Below are 17,587 nucleotides of genomic sequence, written 5' to 3' on the forward strand. Positions count from 1 at the left end.
CGATGGAAGGGCGCGAGGACAGCGCGGAGCATGATCCGGCGAGAGCGGCAGCCTGCGACGCAACCGCTCTCTCGCTCGACACGCGCCCGAACGTTATATCGCCGACACGCGCCCTTCCCTGACCGCGCCGAAGAACGCGGCATCGCCGATCTGCCCGCCTTTCAGCACGATTTGCAGACCATCGCGCCGCGGTTCGGCGGACCATGCGCGGCACAGCGGCGCGCCAGGCGCGAGCCCTGCCACGACGCTCAGCGCATCGATACCCAGCGCGCTCGCCACCTCGCCGGAACTGTCGCCACCCGCGACCACCACGCGCGTCAGCGCGACGCTATCGAGCAAGCGCCGCATCACCTCGGCCAAGGCACGCCCGACCTGGCGCGCCGCATCGTGCCGCGCGAGTCCGGCGGCGCACGCAATGGCGTCGAAGCCGCTTACCGCCGGATCGTCCGGCCCTTCGGCGCTATGCACGATCACGCTGACGCCACGATTCAACGCCTGCGTGGCCGCCATCACGACGCGTTCGATCTCGGCGGCGCCGTCGCGCGAATCGAGCGCCCTCGGCAAATCGAGGCGCTCGGTGTGAAAACCGTGCGCGCGCGCCCAGCCGATTTGCGCGGCCGTCACCGGCGAGCAACTGCCGCTCACTGCCGCAATCGCCTGCACGGGATCGGCGACCGGTAGCGACGGCGTCGGCGGCAACAATCCACACGCGCGCCAATGCGCCGCCAGCGCGTATTGCAGACCCGACGACGACGCCGTGAATATCCCGCCGCCACGCTGCTCCCAAACCAGACGCCCTGCCGCAGCCAGGGTCGCTTCGTCGAGCACGTCGATCAGGACGACCGGCGTGTCGGGCGCACTCAGCGCTCGCACTCGCGACGCGACATCGGCGCCGCGCAGTTGAAGCATGTCGATCAGTTCGATGCGCCGCGCCGTTTGCCTCGCGAGATGCAGGCGAAGATCGGCCTCGTTCATCGGCGTGACGGGATGCCGCGACATGGTCGGATGCCGGTCGAGCCGGTAGCCGACGCCATCCACGGCGGCGAACAGGTTGCCGAACATCTGATAACGCTTCAGGCGCGGTGCGCCGATCACCATCGGCGACCAGTGGCCGGGGCTATGCCTGACGCCGATGTCGATCGCGCGGCCGATCGACCCGACCTCGGCGGACGAATCGAAGGTCGAGCACACCTTGTATTGCAAAATCGGCGCACCGAGCGCGGCGAGGCTTGCAAAGGCATCCGCAAGCTCGTCGTCCATCCATGCGCTCGAACGTCCACGCGACGAACCCGCCATGCCCACGCAGCGCACTTCGGGAAAACGCGCCAGCAACTCGCGCGTCGGCTTTTGCAGACACAGCACGGTCGGCACGCCGGCGGCTTGCATGGCTTCCATCGCGTCCGTCGAGCCGGTGAAGTCGTCGCCGTAATAGGCGAGCAGCAACCCCGCGGGCCACGCTGTCGCGTTCGTCGCGTTCGTCGCGTTCGTCGCGTTCGTCGCGTTCGTCGCGTTCGTCGCGTTCGTCGCGTTCATCGGCTCGGTCCCGTTCATTTCCAGAACTCCAGCGCGGCGTTCAGTGCCGGATGCCTCGAAGCATGCTGCCTGAGCGGCACGCCTTCGATCGCCGCGACCCACGCCTCGCGCAACGCCTCGACGCCCGCCGCCACGCCGCCCGGATGACCGAAGATGCCGCCGCCCGCCGTATGAATCAGATCCGCGCAGCCGATCGCGGCGTAGGTGTCCGCGGCCTGCAAGCCGGTCTGCCCCGAACTGAACACCGGCATCGCGGACATCGGCGCTTCGGGCATCACCGGCGCGAGCACCGCGCGCGCGGCGGCGATCACGCTGTCGTCGGGCTCGCTGAACTTGTTGCGCAGCCCGTTCACATGCAGATGATCGGCGCCCGCAAGACGCCAGATCATTTGCCACGGCGCGTAGTCCCAACCCAATTCGGCGCAGCGCGACAGATAACCCCAGCCGGCGCGATGCGCGTGAATCGGCAACTGCGCGTGTCGCCGCAATTCATGCATGCCGACCAGACCGATCGAGTTGAGCACCGCCATCACGCAGGTGCCGCCCTCGGCCAGCACGAGATCATGACGACGACGCATCTGATCGAGATCGCCCGTCAGGTTGAACGCGACCATCGCCTTCTTGCCGGTGCGATCCGCTTCCGCGTTGACCACGCGCATCACGGCCCGCACCCGTTCGTCGAACGGACAATGCGGACCGTCGGCCTGCAATTCATCGTCCTTGATGAAGTCGATGCCGCCCGCGACGAGTTCACGCACCTGCTGCGCCGTCTGCTCCGGCGACAAGCCGACGCTCGGTTTGATGATCGTGCCGATCAACGGGCCGCGCGTGACCCCGCTCAGCCGCCGCGTGCCTTCGATACCGAACGCGGGCCCCGGATACGCGGAGGCGAACGACGGCGGCAATGTCAGCCCGGTCAGGCGCAAGCCCGACACCTGCCGCAGTTCGAACAGATTGCCCGCGATGGTCGACAGCAGATTCGGCAAGGACGCACCGAGGTTTTCGATCGGCCACGACAGTTCGAGCGTGCAACGCGTATAGCGCTCCGACACGATTCCGCCGGCGAGACTCGGCCGACCGACCGTCTCCAGCACCGTCAAACCTTCGACGCGTGCGCCCGAGCGCGCCTTCAGTTCGGGCGTTTCGTTGGGCAACGCGACAAAGGTGCCGCTCGACTGCTCACCCGCGATCACGTCGGCGGCGCGTTGTGGATCGTCGCCGGTTTCGAGCCAGTAAGTGGCGTGGATGCGTTCGCTCACGATATCAATCCCTGTTTGGCAATCGGCAAGAAGGCACACGTTTTCATGTCAGGTGATCCGGCGAATGCTCTCGGCGATCTCCGCGCGGTCGAACACGTTCTTCCAGTCGTCGCGCATCAGCCGCGGCTTGCCGAATTCGATCGCCTTGTTGCACGCATCGGAGAACGCGCCTGGAATTTCGTTGAAGATCACCGCGCTCAGGATGTTCATGTGCCCGAGCAGAAAATCGCGCGCCGCCTCTTTCGGCACGCCCCGTTTCACGGTCTCGTCCATCGCTTCGCGCATCACGTACAGCAGCGTCGCGCAAATCGTTTCCGACAGGCCGGGTTCGAGCAGCGCCATCTGGTCGACGCTCAAACGATACGACCGCAGGATCGGCGCGTAGATCACCTTGGCCACGTCTTCACCGAGGTCGAACGCTTCTTCCGGGCCTTGCATCAGCGCGCTGGTGATCGACTGCTTCGCGTATGCGCCGCCGAAGAAATCGCGCCGCGCCTTCGGATCGGCTTCGTCGTTGAAAATCAGCGGATGACACGGATGCGCGACGAAATACGTGAGGTCGTCGCGCTTGGGCAGGTGGCCGGCGAACGGCGCGGCGGCGTCCAGCGTCATCACCATCGTGCCGGCCGGCAGCTTCGGCGCGATTTCGTGACTGAGCTTGCCGATCAGCGTGTCGGGCACCGCGAGGATCACCACCTGCGCGCCATCGAGCGCGGCATCGGTCGACACGCAGTCGACGTTCAGTTCTTCCTTGAGACGCTTTTGCCCCGCCTCGCTCACCTCGACGTGCGCGACGCGGTAGTCGGACTTCAGCAGATTGCTGGTGAGGCGAAAGCCCATCTTTCCGCCGGCGCCGAACAGTGCGATCTTTTCTTTCATGGTGCGAACTCCTTGCATGGATTCATTGAAAAATTGGTGGCGATCAGCTCGAATGCGATTGCGGCTTGAGCGTGACGGGCGCGATGCCGTCGCCGGGTTTAGGCAGGCGCGCTCTGCTGCAGAACGCGAAGGCAAGCCCTGCGCTCATCAGCATCAGCACGCCGACCACGAACATCGGCGCGTGATACGAGCCGGTCGCATCCTTGACGGCGCCCGTGACATACGGCGCCATGAAGCCGGCCAGATTGCCGATGGTGTTGATCAGCGCGATACCGGCCGCAGCGGCCGCGCCCGAGAGAAAACGCGCGGGCAGCGCCCAGAAATTCGGCAGCGCGGAAAAGATCGCGCATGCGGTGACGGTGATCACGGCGACGGTCGCGGCGGGCGATTGCATGTACAGCGCGACGGGAATGCTCGCCGCGCCGATCAGTGCGGGCACGCCGATGTGCCACGCGCGCACGCCGTGCTTCGTCGCATTGCGGCTCCACAGATACAGTGCAAGCGCGGCGGGCAGATACGGAATCGCGGTGATCAAACCCTTCTGGAACACGTTGAAGTGCGTGCCGAACTGGCCTTCGAAGCCGCCGATGATCGTCGGCAGGAAAAAGGCGAGCGCGTAGAGTCCATAGATCAGGCCGAAGTACATCAGCGCGAACATCCACACGCGGCCGCTTCTGAATGCGGCTCGCGCATGCATCGAATGCTGTGTCGACGCATTGGCGCGGGCCCGTTCTTCCGCTTCGAGTTCGGCGGTGAGCCAGGTTTTCTCGGCGGCGGTCAGCCAGCGCGCCTGTGAGGGCCGGTCGGCGAGATAGAACCACGCCACCACGCCGACCACGATTGCGGGCACCGCGACGCCGAAGAACATCACGCGCCAGCCGGCCAGCCCGAAGAGGCCATGCGCCTCGATCAGCAACGCGGCCACGGGTGCGCCGATCACGATGGTCAGCGGCTGCGCGAGATAGAACAGCGCGAGAATATGGCTGCGATAGCGCGACGGCACCCACATGCTGAGGAACAGAATCGCGCCCGGGAAAAAGCCCGCCTCCGTCACGCCGAGCAGAAAGCGCAGCGTGTACAGGCCGGGAATGCTGCTAACCCACGTGAACAGCAACGCGACGATGCCCCACGACACCATGATGCGAGCGAGCCAACGACGCGCGCCGAACTTGTGCAACGCGAGATTGCTCGGAATCTCCAGCACGATGTAGCCGATGAAGAACACGCCGGCCGCGAGACCGAATTGCGCGGCGCTCAGCGCGAGGTCCTTCGTCATGCCGTTCGGGCCGGCAAACGAGATTGCCGTGCGGTCGAGAAAATTGATGAAGAACATCAGCGCGACGAACGGCACGAGGCGGATCGACACCTTGCGGATAGCCGATCGTTCGATGGGGTCCACGGTTACGGTTTGCATCTCACATCTCCTATCGGTCGCGGGCGGCAGGCATCGGCTGCCCGAAAGGTGTCGGCCCGGAAGCTATCTGCATGCAGGCGAAGGGTTTGAGCGACAACACGCTGTCGCTCACGAGGCTCAGCCGGTCCACTGGAATTCGCCCGCCTTGCGCCGCGTCGAACGACGCTTCGTCGAGCGTGGATAGGCTCATGTCAGCCGCCACGCTGCCGCCGCTGAACGTCAAGCACACCGTGCGTTGATCCGCGGTGAGGTTGGCGACGATCAGGCGCATGCGTCCCTGCGCATCCCGCGCGCCGAAACACGCGACCTCACGAGGACTCGCCGCGCGGCATGGCAAGCGGGTCGCTCCGGCCATCCGCGCCATCGCGGCGGCGACATGAAACATCGGATAGCGCGCTGGAGCGGACGCGGCATCCACCAGGCCGCGCGGCCCCGTCAGCGCGCCGAGGGTCAGGCATTCGAGCGCCGCGCCTTCGAGCGCCGTTGCGTAACCGGCCAGCCACGCTGCGCCGAACAGACCGCGCTGACGCGGGTCGTCGCCGGCCATCGCCACGCGCTCGCCGCGCGGATTCGGCATCACGCGCGAACCGTACGGGTTCTGCCGCATGCCGATCGAGACCGGGCCGATCGCATACGGCTGCGCGCCGATCAGCGCGCGACAGGAACGCGTGATGTGCGGAATCGCTTCGAGCGTTTGCATGACGCTGCGGTCGTCGGCTGCGTGAACGATGGGACAGGTTGCATGCGTGACCCAATCGACCCGTTCCAGCGGCGGGCGCTTGCGATTGAGTTCCGTGAAGTAGCTCAGCATGCCGCCGCCTAGACGCAAGCCGGGAAACGCGCGGCGTGCGGCGCGGTAAACCTCGTCGAGCGGCGGGCACGGCGGGCTGATGCTCCCCGGCGGGTTCGACTGCCGGTGCACGGACGGACTAACGACAATGCCTGTCAACTCGAGTCCGGCTTCCTGAATCCGCGCCGCGATCCATTGCAATTCCTCTTCGGGCGCGGCCACGCCGGGCAGCGCGCATTCGAGCACCGCGGGGAGCGCGGCGCGGCGTTGCAGTTGCGCGAACCGCGCGAGTTCCGCAGGACCGTGACCGGCGACGGGATCGAAGTGCAGCGTCAGACGCTGCGGCGCGAGTTCGGCCAGCAATGACAGATTGGCAAGCGTCGCGTCGATCTCGTCGGGCGCGATCGTCACGCCGAGTTTGGGCATCGGCTCGTCGATGCCGCGCAAGTCGATCAGGATTTCGCCGTGGCGTGGCGACAGCGCCGCTACCGCGTTCAATTCGGGCGGCGCACCGTCCACTTCGACACGTATCGACTGCTCGCTCGTCGAGCCCTTTTCGATCGTGTAGGGCCACGGCAGTTCGAGCGGACGCGAGTAGGTCTTGAACGATGCATCCGACCAGTTGCGTTGGTCCTCCATCTCGAACACGTCGCCGGTGAAAGCGCAGCGCACCGTTGCGCCGGACGCAAGCGCATGCTCGATCGCGCGGATGTGCTTGAACGGTTGCCACGGATCGATCGACGCCGGGAACGACGATGTCTCGATCGTGCCGTCGTCGTGCGTGACGCGCGCCGCCGCGCCCGCGATGCCCTCGATCGGATGCAGAACCACGAAGCCGCAGCGCGCCGCGAGAAAGTCCGTTTGCGCGGTGGCCCGGGCGCTGCATTCGAACGCACCGTCGGCGTCGCATGCGATCAGGACCGTGTAGGTCAGTACATGGCCCTCGGGATTCACGCAGCGCGCGGCGTACGAGACATGGAAGCCCCGCGCACGCGGCTCGATTTCGACGTCGCGAATCTCCGGCCGGCAAGTGCCCCAATCCCGATCGCGCACGAGCCAGCTAATCGCACGAACGACTTCGGTGCCGCCGTGGCGAATCTCGCGCAACGCGCCGTCGATGAAAAGCGCCGACCACGGGCCGGCCGTCAGCGTCTGCGCTGTTGGCTCGATCTGCGAGGTGCCGTAGTAAATATTCGCAAGCGTGCGATCACGGCTATTCATCGCGGCACCGCATCGGAGGAACTGAACGTGAGCGCATGCGCTGCCTCGTCGAGCGAATTCAACGCGACCGTTCGGCCTTCACGCGCGGAAAGGTATGCAGCCTCGACGAGCGCAAGCGTCTTCAGATTGTCGCGGCCGCTCGTTTGCGGTTCGCTTCCGTTGTTAAGGCAAGCGATCCAGTGACGCTGAATGTTCAGCACGCTGCCCTGAATCGCCCCCCACGGCGCGCTGGCCCAGGCCAACGGCGGCGGCGCCACCGTTTCGGTGCGCGTGCCGTCGCGGTTGTGAATGTCCAGCCGGTAGTCCGCCGACAGGCGCAGCGTGCCGTCCGCGCCATCCACTTCGATCAAGGTCTGTGGGAACAGCTCGCGCGCCTGGCGCGACGCGTAGCTGCAATCCACCACGCTCGTCACGCCGCTTTCGTGTGTGAGCAGCATGGTCGCGACGTCTTCACCGGCAATCGCCGGGTTCACGCGCGAGGTCGCCGCGGTGAGACGTGTTGCATCGCCGAACAGAAAGCGCGCGATGTCGAGAATATGAATGCCCAGGTCTTCCACGATGAAGCGTTCGTTTCGCGCGAGATACGGTTGCCCGCTGAATACGTCGAACGCTGAACGAAACGACACCCGGCCCCAGAACGGCGCGCCGATCGCACCGTCGCGCAGCGCGCGGCCCACGGCCTGAATCGCCGGCTGCCAGCGAAAATTTTCGTGGACCATCAGCGGCACGCTAGCGCGCTCGCATGCGGCGACCATCGCGCGGGCATCGGCGAGCGTCAATGCGAACGGCTTCTGGCAGATCGCCGCGACGCCCGCTTGCGCAGCCAACTCGACCAGCGAACGATGACTCGGCGCGGTCGTCGCGATGTCGACGAAATCCAGTTGCTCGGCGCTAAGCATCGCCGCGGCGTCCGTGTATAGACGCTCGATACCGAACGCTTGTCCTGCCGTGTTCAGCCGCTCGCTATCGGCATCGCACAGCGCGACGATCTCCACGCCGTCGATGTCCCGCCATGCATGCAGATGATTGCGCGAGAAGAAGCCGCATCCGATCACCGCCCCTTTGAAGCGCTGTGCCGTTTTGTTCGTTGCGTCCGTTGCACTCATCGCTCACGCTCCCGTCGCCGCCTGCTTCTGCAACGCGAAGCGCTGCTGCACCCGCCGCTGTATCTGATCGACCACCACCGCCGCGACGATCACCACGCCCTTGATGACGGTCTGCCAGAACGAGCTGACGCCCATCATCACGAGCCCGTCGGACAAAATGCCGATCACGAACGCGCCGATAATCGTGCCGCCGATCCTGCCGCGCCCGCCCGACATCGACGTGCCGCCCAGCACGGCGGCGGCGATCGCGTTGAGCTCGAACGTCTCGCCGCTCAACGGATGCGACGCGACCAGTTCCGACGAAATGATCAGCCCGACAATCGCCGCGCAAAAACCCGAGAACATATAGACGAACATCTTCACGCGATTCACGCGCACGCCGGAGAGTTGGGCCGCGCGCTCGTTGCTGCCGATCGCGTAGATCTGCCGCCCGAGCGGCGTGCGTGCCGCGAGATAGGCCGCGAATGCGCCGACCACGACGAGCAGCCAGATCGTGAGAGGCATGCCGAGAAGGGATGAACTGCCGAGAAGCGGAAAGCCGGTGGTGCCGTAATCGGGGTTGCCGGTCAGGTTGGGGAACGTCTCGCCGCCCGACGACAACAAGGCCGCGCCGCGCGCGATATACAACGTGCCGAGTGTGGCGATGAACGGCGCAACGTTCAGCCGCGTAATCAGCAAGCCGTTCACCGCACCGACCGCGACGCCCGACAACAGCGCGACGCCGATCACCTCGGGCACGCTCAGATAGAGCGTGTAGCTGCTGCCGAGCGGAATGCCGTTGAGAATCAGCCCGCCCGCGATCATTCCCGACAGGCCGACGATCGAGCCGACCGACAGATCGATGCCGCCCGCCACGATGACGAAGGTCATGCCGATCGCGAGAAACGCGTTCAGCGCAACGTGACGCGACATGATCAGCAGATTCTCGATGCTCAGAAAGTTGTGCGCCGCGAACGAAAAGAAAATGACGACGGCAAAGAGCGCGATGAACGTGCGCAGCTTGAGCAGCAGTAAAAGCGGCGCTTCACCGAGGGTCGCGCCGGGCGCGGCGCTTTTGATCGCTACGGTCATGAAAAAGGTCTCCAGTCGTTCGGTCGGGCCTGCGTGTCTGGTTTGCATCATCTGCGTCACAATTCGCGTCATGCAGCGGCCAGTTGTCCGCTTGCATGCGCGTCGACGCGGTGTCCAATCGCCGATGCCGCGACGAGCGCATCCTGCGTGGCTTCGCTTGCATCGAATTCGGCCGTGATGCGCCCGTTCGACATCACCAGAATGCGATCGGACAGCGCCATCACTTCTTCGAGGTCGGACGTGACGAACAGAATGCCGAGCCCCTTCACGGCGAGATCGCGCATCACCTTGAAGATGTCCGCCTTCGCACCCACGTCGATGCCGCGGCTCGGCTCGTCCATCAGCAAGACCTTCGGCGCCGTCATCAACGCGCGCGCGATGACGACCTTTTGCTGATTGCCGCCGGAGAGCGAACTGACCGGCAGATGCCAGTCGGCCACCTTGATCGCCAGATCGCGGATGAAACGCGTGACGGCGTTGTGCTCGCGCTGCCGCTCGATGTGAAAACCCCGCGCGAAATCGGCGAGGCTCGACAGCGTCATGTTGCTGCCGATCGACAGGATCGGCAGCAACGCATCGGCCTTGCGGTCCTCGGGAATCAGCGCGAGACCCTGCGCCACGCGCCTGGCTATCGGCTTGCCGTTCAGCGGCTTGCCGGCGAGCACGACATCGCCCGTTGCATGCGGATGACAGCCGAGAATGCATTCGAAGAGTTCGGAGCGCCCCGCCCCCATCAGCCCGTAAATGCCGACGATCTCGCCCGTGTGCAGCGACAGCGAGACGTGATCCACGAGCAGGCCGGCTCCCTTGCGCGGCAGCGATACGTCATGCACGCGCAGCACTTCGGCGCCGCGTTCGTGTCCGATGGGGCGCGAAAAATCCTTCGTCTCGCGGCCGACCATCTGCCGCACGATCCACGGCACGTCCACCTCGTTCATCGGTTGATGACCGGTAATGCGGCCATCGCGCAACACGGTGATGTAGTCGCCGATACGGATCAGCTCTTCGAGCCGGTGCGAGATATAAACAATCGCGACGCCATGCGATTTCAGATCGGCGATCACCTGAAACAGCACCTCGACCTCGGCCGCGCTCAACGCCGAGGTCGGCTCGTCGAGAATCAGAATGCGCGCGTCGTGCGCCAGCGCCTTGGCGATTTCGACGAGCTGCTGCTGACCGATGCGCAGATCCTCGACCAGCGTGTCGGGGCTCACGTCGAGTTCGAGGCGCTCGAGCAGTTCGCTCACTTTGCGGCGCTGCGCGCCGGCGTCGATGTCGATGCCCGCACGCGTGATTTCGTGCGCAATGAAGACGTTCTCCGCGATCGACAGATTCGGGAACAGGTTGAGTTCCTGAAACACGATGCCGATGCCGTGACGCAGCGCATCCGAACTGCTCGCCAGTTCGATCGGCTGGCCGTCGAGAAGCAAGCGCCCCGTGCTGGGTTGCTCCGCGCCGGCAATGATCTTCATCATGGTCGACTTGCCCGCGCCGTTTTCTCCGACGAGCACGTTGACCGCGCCGCGCCGCACGCTGAAGCTCGCTTCCTTCAACGCGACCGTGCCGGGATACACCTTCGTCACTGCCTCGACCTGAAGGATCACGTCGTTGTCCACGGCGGCCGCGCTCATGGCTTGCTCCCGAGCGCGACGGCCAGCGGCACCACTTCCGGCTGCTCGCTCGCGCCGTCGTAGGAGAACGCGCCGGTGACCGTGATCGGCTGCCCTTTCAGGTCGGCGCGCGGCAACGGCTTCATCACATGCGCCGCCGCGTAGGCATTCAGCGCGGTGCCGAACCGCGCGTATTCGATCTGGTTGCGAAAATCCGCGAACGAGACGAAGTCGAGCGAATCGCGCAGCGTCGTACCCAGCACCGTCGGGCCGATATCGACGATCACGTCGGCCTTGCCGTCGCCGTCCGTATCGACGCCCACCGTGCCCTGACTCGAATCCGTATCGACCGACACGATGGTGCCCTGCACCCTGGTCGGGAAATTCCAGGGCGCGCTATCGTCCTTGCCCCGGTAGCCATATTTTTTGCCGGCCGCGTCGGGGTCGGCCTTGATCGCGTCGAGCAGCACCTTGATATCGGTCGCGCGCTTCTCGACGCTCGGCACCACTTTCGTGCTCCACATGGAGGCCACCATCGCGTTCGGATCGTAGCCCGCCGACGCGTAGGCATCGCGCGGCGCCTTCGATGCCTGGGCATCGTGCTTGACGAGTTTGCAGCCGGACAGCGCACCGCCCGCGACCAGCAGAATGGCCGCGTATACAGAAGCTCTCATGGGTGTCCTCATTCCACGCCGGAGGAAAACCGGGGGACGTGTCGCCCCCGGCAACAGGCTTTAGCGCAGCGCGAACATGTCGAGCTTGCCGGCGTTCGCCTTGGTAATCAGCGAGCAGTTGATCAACTGTTTTTCGGGCTTGCCGGTCGAACCGGTCTTCATGAATTTGTCGGCCTGCTCGACGGCTTCCGTCGCGGCCAGCGCCGCCGGTTGCAGCACCGTCGCGCGAATGTCGTTGCGCATGATCGCGTCGCGCACGTCGTTGCTGCCGTCGAAGCCGACCACGATCACGTCGCTGCGTTTGGCCGCCTTCAATGCCGCCGAGGCGCCCATCGCCATCGTATCGTTGCCCGCGATCACGCCTTTGATATCGGGGTGGCTCTGCAAGATGGTCTCCATCACGCGATACGCCTCGGTCTGACTCCAGTTCGCCGACTGCCGCTCGACCATCTTCATGTTCGGGAACTGGTCGATCACATCGTGATAGCCCTTCGAGCGGATGCCCGCGTTGATGTCGGCTTCACGTCCAACGAGTTCGACATAGTTGCCCTTCTCGCCGAGCGCCTTGACGAACGCGCGGCCGCCGAGCTGCGCGCCCTGGTAGTTGTTCGACACGATTTGCGACACGGCGATACCCGTCGCGTTGATTTCGCGGTCGATCAGGAAAGACGGAATGCCCGCGGCCTTCGCCTTGCGCACCGCCGCGATCGACGCCTCTGAACCGGCGTTGTCGAGAATGATCGCCTTCGCGCCGCGGGCGATCGCGGTGTCGATGAGATTGGACTGCTTGTTGGCGTCGTCGTCGTGCACCAGCACGATCGTGTCGTAGCCGAGCGCCTTGGCGCGCGCGTTGGCGGTGTCCGCTTCGGCCTTGAAAAATGGATTGTCGTGCGAGGGGGTAATGATCGCGATCAGGTTGGCCGCGTGTGCGGCGCCCGTCGCGGTGAAGAGCGTAATCGCGGCAGCGGCGAGCGCGACCCAGCGTTTTGAGGCCTTCATCGTCTGTCTCCTTTTATGAACGTCTGTGCACTGCAAAACCAGTCGCGGACGAGGCGTTCTTATCTTTTTCGCGCTCGTCACTTATGCCGTCATGAGGTCATCATACCAGTTAGATTTGCCGATGGAACGATGATCTCGCCAGGGGTTTTCGCCAGGATTTGGGGGGCTTGCGGGGCATGCCGGATCGGGCCGCGGGCGTCCCGGTATGCCGGTGTTTACCCGCTAAACATGCGCGAAGGCTTGCATCTCTTCGTCGGCGCGACTAAAAATGTAAGCGCTATCATTTGTGAATTGGCTCAAAATTCGGCTGCTTAGCGCAGGAAGCAAGCTGCAATCGAGGGCCAAATGTAAGCGCTACCGGCCTGTGCCTCGCCACCGCTTGCGCACACCCGACACCCAGGCAACTTCCCCCGCCCGGCAACGCATCGGCGCGGTCCGCCCTACTTCAACCGAAGACATGAAACGGAGACAAACGGTCATGAGCACACCCCCGAGCCTCGAGCAGGCGCCGCCGACAATCCGCCGCGCGCAGATCGTGGCGCTCACGCTGCTGATGGTGAGCGGCATCGTCAACTATCTGGACCGTGGCACGCTCGCGGTCGCCAATCCGCTGATCCGGCACGACCTCGGTCTCTCGCTCGGACAGATGGGGCTGCTGCTCTCCGCGTTCTCGTGGAGCTATGCGCTGTTCCAGTTGCCGGTGGGCGGTCTGGTCGACCGGATCGGACCGCGCAAGCTGCTCGGCATCGGGCTGATCGTCTGGTCGCTCGCGCAGGCGGCCGGCGGCTTCGTCTCGACCTTCGGCTGGTTCATCCTCGCGCGGATCGCGCTCGGCATCGGCGAGGCGCCGCAGTTTCCGTCGGCGGCACGCGTGGTCAGCAACTGGTTCCCGCTGCGCGCGCGCGGCAAGCCGACCGGCATCTTCAACTCGGCGTCGCCGCTCGGCACGGCGCTCGCGCCGCTCTGCCTGTCGATCCTCGTGGTGCATCTGAACTGGCGTTGGGCCTTCATCGTGACGGGCGTGGCGGGTCTGATCGTGGCGGCCGTATGGCTCGCGGTGTATCGCGACCCGGTCAAGGCCACGATGACCGAAGCCGAACGCCACTACCTCGAAGGCGACGACGCGGACCTCGAACCGGCGCCCGCGCTCACGTTCGCCGACTGGCGCTCGTTGTTCTCGCACGGCACCACGTGGGGCATGCTGATCGGCTTCTTCGGCTCGGTGTATCTGAACTGGGTGTACCTCACATGGCTGCCCGGCTATCTGACGATGGAGCGCCACATGAGCCTGATGCATACGGGCGTCGCGGCATCCATACCGTTTTTCTGCGGCTTTCTGGGCGCGCTCACGGCCGGCTGGTTTTCCGATCTCATCACGAGCCGCAGCGCGAGCCCGGTCGCGAGCCGCCGCAATGCGGTGGTGATCGCGATGCTCGGCATGGTCGCGTTCACCATTCCGGCGGCGCTCGTGCAGAGCAACACCATCGCGATCGTGTGCATCTCGGTGGTGATCTTCCTCGCGAACGCGGCCTCCGCGAGTTCCTGGGCGCTAGCCACCGCCGCCGCGCCGCCCAACCGCGTCGGCTCGCTCGGCGCGATCCAGAATTTCGGCGGCTTTCTGGGCGGCGCGCTCGCGCCGATCCTGACCGGCTACATCGCGCAGACGTGGTCGTTCGTGCCCGCGCTGCTGACCGCCGCCGGCATCGCGTTTATCGGCGCGATGAGCTATCTGCTGTTCGTGCGCAAGCCGATCGAGGACCAGCCCGCTGCCGGCGAAGCCGTGCAAGCGCCTGCATGAACGCGCCTGCCGCTGCCGCTGTCGTTGCCGAATAACCGAATTCTTTCCTGGAGATCAACAGCATGACCAACATCAAGCAGACCACCGCTTCAGTCGAAGGCATCGTCCCCGTGATGCTGACGCCGTTCGACGACGCCGGCGCAATCGACTACACCGGGCTCGAACGTCTGATCGAGTGGTACATCGCGCACGGCTCGGACGCGCTGTTCGCCGTCGCGCAGTCGAGCGAGATGCAGTTTCTGACGCTCGCGGAACGCGGCGCGCTGGGACGCTTCGTCGTCGAGAAAGTCGCGGGCCGCATGCCTGTCGTGGTGTCCGGCCACATCAGCGACGACCCCGACGCGCAGGCCGAGGAACTGAGCGTCGCCGCCTCGACCGGCGCGCAAGGCGTCGTGCTCGTGACGAACCGGCTCGATCCCGATCGCGAGGGAACCCACGCGTTCGCCGCGAACCTCGAACGGCTCCTCGCGCGCCTGCCGTCCGATATGCCGCTCGGTCTGTACGAATGTCCGGCGCCGTATCGGCGTCTGCTTTCCGACGACGAGTTGAAGATGTGCATCGACACCGGCCGCTTCATCATGCTGAAGGACGTGAGTTGCGATCTCGCGACCGTGAAGCGCCGCGTCGCGCTTGCGCAGGGTTCGCCGCTGAAGATCCTGAACGCGAACGCGGCCATCGCATGGGACGCGATGAAGGCGGGCTCCGCGGGTTTCAACGGCGTCTTCACGAACTTTCATCCCGATCTGTACAACTGGCTGCGCAACGATGCGGCGCGAGACCCGGCGCTCGCCGAGGAACTGGCAACGTTTCTCGTACTCGCCGCCGTATCCGAATCGCTCGGCTATCCCGCGCTCGCGAAGATGTACCACCAGCGCATCGGCACCTTCGATTCGATTCGCTGCCGCGTGATCGACTACGACGTGCGCGAACGCTTCTGGGCGCTCGATGCGGTGCTCGACAAGATCGTCGCCGGCACCGAGCATTTCCGTCAGCGGATCGCGGCGCTCAACGAGGGCGAGGTTCGTGGGCTCTAGCCGGCGGAGGTTGCGCAGAACCGCTCGTCATTCCCGGCCACGCTCGCGCACACGCGGCGGTAAGATAGCGCGCGCGCCGACTCACCGTTTTCGATAACCCGATGCCCGACTCCCTCGACTCCCCGACCACCGCCCGCACCCAGACGAACCGCGCCCGCCGCAACACCGGCCGCACGGTGCTGTCCGACGTCGCGAAGCTCGCGGGCGTATCGACGGCGACCGTATCGCGGGTCTACAACGAGCCGGACAAAGTGTCGGCGAACGTGCGCGAACGCGTCGAGCAAGCCGCGCTCGCGCTGAACTGGTTTCCGAACGCGGCGGGCCGCGCGCTTGCGTCCACGCGCAGCCACATTGCCGGCATCATCATTCCGACGCTGGACGATCAGGTGTTCGCCTCGCAGGTGAGCGGCATGCAGGCCGCGTTCGCCGCGCGCGGCATCACGCTCGTGCTCGGCTGCTCGAACTACGATCCCGCGCAGGCGCTCGTGCAGGTGCGCGCGATGCTCGCGCGCGGCGTGGAGGCGATGGCGGTGGTGGGCGAGGCGCATCCGCCGGAACTGTTCGATGCGTTGCGCCTCTACCGCGTGCCGTATGCGGTCACGTATGCGTATCGCGGGGACAGTCCGCACACCTGCATCGGCTTCGACAATCACGCGGCCTACGTGGAGATCGCCGAACATCTGATCGGCCTCGGGCACCGCTCGTTCGCGGTCTGCATTCAGCCGACGCGCGACAACGATCGCGTGCAGGCGCGCGTCGCGGGCATTCGCGCGACGCTCGAACGCCACGGCCTCGCGGTGCGGCCGGAGCACATGCTCGAAGGCGAATCGACGATCGGTTTTGGACGGCGCTGTCTGCGCGCGATCTGGCAAGCGCCCGGCGAACGCCCGAGCGCGATCATCTGCGGCAACGATCACATCGCGATCGGCGTGCTGCGCGAAGCGGAAGACCTGGGCATCGCGATTCCCGATGAATTGTCCGTGACCGGCTTCGACGATCTGGAGATCGCGAAAGAACTGCGCCCCGCGCTCACGACCATGCGTGTCGATACCTACGCGATCGGGCGGCTCACCGCGCAACATCTGCTCGACGTGCTCGACGGCAAGCATCCGCGACACGAACACGCCGGACATGAGGTGCATGCCGAATTGCAGCTTAGGCAGTCGACGGGACCGTGCAGGAGGTAGCCGCGATGCTTCACGATCTCTGCGCGCCGCCTCTCACACTTGCGTCTCCAGCCGCTTCCTGATCACGTCGATCAACGCGCGGACCTTGGCCGTCGGGTAACGGGTGGGCGGAAACACCGCATGGATGCCCTTCGGCCTGCCGGCCCAAGCTGGCAGCAGACGAACCAGCCGGCCCGCCGCCACATCCGCCGTGATGGAAAAGTCGGTCAGCAAGCCAAAGCCGCCGCCCGCGAGCGTCGCCGCGCGCGCGGCATCGGCCGTGTTCACCAGCAGCGCGTTCTCGCAGCGCACGCTTTGCCTCGCGCCGTTCGCGCGCTGCAAATCGAGTGTCAACGGATGCGGCAGCACGGAAAGTGCGACGTGAGGCAAGGCCGCGAGCGCGGCCGGCGTTTTCGGCTTGCCCCATTTCTCGATGAATGCGGGACTGGCGACGACCCATTTGACGAACCCGCCGATCTTCACCGCCCGGTAGCCCGAATCCGCCAATTGCCCCAGACGGATGGCGACGTCGATGCCCTCCGCGATCAGATCGACGTAATGGTCGCTGCACACGAGTTCGATGTCGAGTTGCGGATACGCCGCGCGCATCTCGACCAGCGCGGGCGTCACCACCAATGACCCGTAATCGATCGGCGCGCTCACGCGCAAGGTGCCGCGCAGCGGCGCCGATTCGCCCGACACGGCCGACAGCGCTTCCTCCGCCGCCTGCAGGATCTTGCAGCTCGCATCGTAGAACGCGCGCCCGCTCTCGGTCACGCTGAGCCGCCTCGTCGTGCGGATCAACAGGCCCGCGCCGATCTCGCGTTCGAGCCGCTGTATATGCGTGCTGACCATCGTCTTCGTGAGCCCGAGACGCGCCGCGGCCGCGGTCAAGGAACCCGCCTCGACCACCGCGACGAAAACCGCCAGCCGGTTCAGATTGACATCTCTTAGATCCGCCATGTCGCCGATTGTCCATCTTCGATTGATTATGTTTCCCAGCTTAGCAGTCTTCTGCCCGACGCCGCATGCG

The 17,587-nt window shown here is 65.4% G+C and carries 14 protein-coding genes; 3 read left to right on the plus strand and 11 right to left on the minus strand.

Annotated features, from left to right (window positions below):
• Positions 1-93 precede the first annotated feature (93 nt).
• The 10 genes from oiaK to ACTJLC_RS05545 form a co-directional block, all read right to left on the minus strand.
• On the minus strand, positions 94-1,551 hold the full coding sequence (gene oiaK, locus ACTJLC_RS05500; RefSeq protein WP_310315472.1) for a 3-oxo-isoapionate kinase OiaK: 1,458 nt from the start codon (positions 1,549-1,551) through the stop codon (positions 94-96).
• Positions 1,548-2,792 carry a ribulose-bisphosphate carboxylase large subunit family protein gene (locus tag ACTJLC_RS05505; protein ID WP_073429208.1) on the minus strand — a complete coding sequence of 415 codons (1,245 nt, stop codon included), beginning with the start codon at positions 2,790-2,792 and terminating at the stop codon, positions 1,548-1,550. The genes oiaK and ACTJLC_RS05505 overlap by 4 nt, the downstream gene beginning before the upstream one ends.
• 48 nt (positions 2,793-2,840) lie before the next feature.
• Positions 2,841-3,671, minus strand: coding sequence for a phosphogluconate dehydrogenase C-terminal domain-containing protein (locus ACTJLC_RS05510; RefSeq protein ID WP_073429209.1), 831 nt, complete (start codon positions 3,669-3,671; stop codon positions 2,841-2,843).
• Between the two features lie 43 nt (positions 3,672-3,714).
• The gene (locus ACTJLC_RS05515) at positions 3,715-5,085 is read right to left on the minus strand and encodes an MFS transporter (RefSeq protein WP_310128012.1); all 1,371 of its coding nucleotides are present in this window, start codon (positions 5,083-5,085) and stop codon (positions 3,715-3,717) included.
• A gap of 10 nt (positions 5,086-5,095) precedes the next feature.
• Entirely contained in the window at positions 5,096-7,096 is a 2,001-nt protein-coding gene (gene apnL / locus ACTJLC_RS05520) for a D-apionate lactonase (protein ID WP_083080949.1), read from the minus strand.
• On the minus strand, positions 7,093-8,202 hold the full coding sequence (locus ACTJLC_RS05525) for a Gfo/Idh/MocA family protein (protein ID WP_083080950.1): 1,110 nt from the start codon (positions 8,200-8,202) through the stop codon (positions 7,093-7,095). The genes apnL and ACTJLC_RS05525 overlap by 4 nt, the downstream gene beginning before the upstream one ends.
• Positions 8,203-8,205: 3 nt before the next feature.
• Positions 8,206-9,273: an ABC transporter permease gene (locus ACTJLC_RS05530; protein WP_083082903.1), complete on the minus strand. Its 1,068-nt coding sequence runs from the start codon at positions 9,271-9,273 to the stop codon at positions 8,206-8,208.
• A 68-nt stretch (positions 9,274-9,341) separates the two neighbouring features.
• Positions 9,342-10,904 (minus strand): sugar ABC transporter ATP-binding protein, encoded by a 1,563-nt coding sequence (locus ACTJLC_RS05535; protein WP_073429213.1) that lies wholly within the window; start codon positions 10,902-10,904, stop codon positions 9,342-9,344.
• Positions 10,901-11,557: a DUF2291 family protein gene (locus ACTJLC_RS05540; protein ID WP_244745304.1), complete on the minus strand. Its 657-nt coding sequence runs from the start codon at positions 11,555-11,557 to the stop codon at positions 10,901-10,903. Before ACTJLC_RS05540 ends, ACTJLC_RS05535 begins: the two co-directional genes overlap by 4 nt.
• A gap of 60 nt (positions 11,558-11,617) precedes the next feature.
• Positions 11,618-12,556: a D-ribose ABC transporter substrate-binding protein gene (locus tag ACTJLC_RS05545; RefSeq protein ID WP_083080953.1), complete on the minus strand. Its 939-nt coding sequence runs from the start codon at positions 12,554-12,556 to the stop codon at positions 11,618-11,620.
• Positions 12,557-13,034: 478 nt separating this feature from the next.
• Here ACTJLC_RS05545 and ACTJLC_RS05550 point away from each other — a divergent pair, with 478 nt between their 5' ends.
• From ACTJLC_RS05550 to ACTJLC_RS05560, 3 genes are all read left to right on the plus strand, one after another.
• Entirely contained in the window at positions 13,035-14,354 is a 1,320-nt protein-coding gene (locus ACTJLC_RS05550) for an MFS transporter (RefSeq protein WP_244745305.1), read from the plus strand.
• 62 nt (positions 14,355-14,416) lie between these two features.
• Positions 14,417-15,388 (plus strand): dihydrodipicolinate synthase family protein, encoded by a 972-nt coding sequence (locus tag ACTJLC_RS05555; RefSeq protein WP_083080956.1) that lies wholly within the window; start codon positions 14,417-14,419, stop codon positions 15,386-15,388.
• A gap of 101 nt (positions 15,389-15,489) precedes the next feature.
• Entirely contained in the window at positions 15,490-16,575 is a 1,086-nt protein-coding gene (locus ACTJLC_RS05560) for a LacI family DNA-binding transcriptional regulator (protein WP_244745307.1), read from the plus strand.
• Positions 16,576-16,608: 33 nt separating this feature from the next.
• Here the strand turns inward: ACTJLC_RS05560 and ACTJLC_RS05565 are convergent, their stop codons facing one another.
• Positions 16,609-17,517 carry a LysR family transcriptional regulator gene (locus ACTJLC_RS05565; protein ID WP_244745308.1) on the minus strand — a complete coding sequence of 303 codons (909 nt, stop codon included), beginning with the start codon at positions 17,515-17,517 and terminating at the stop codon, positions 16,609-16,611.
• Between the last annotated feature and the right edge of the window lie 70 nt (positions 17,518-17,587).

This window comes from Paraburkholderia sp. 22099 (genome assembly GCF_052045835.1).
GTDB classification, from domain to species: domain Bacteria; phylum Pseudomonadota; class Gammaproteobacteria; order Burkholderiales; family Burkholderiaceae; genus Paraburkholderia; species Paraburkholderia terricola.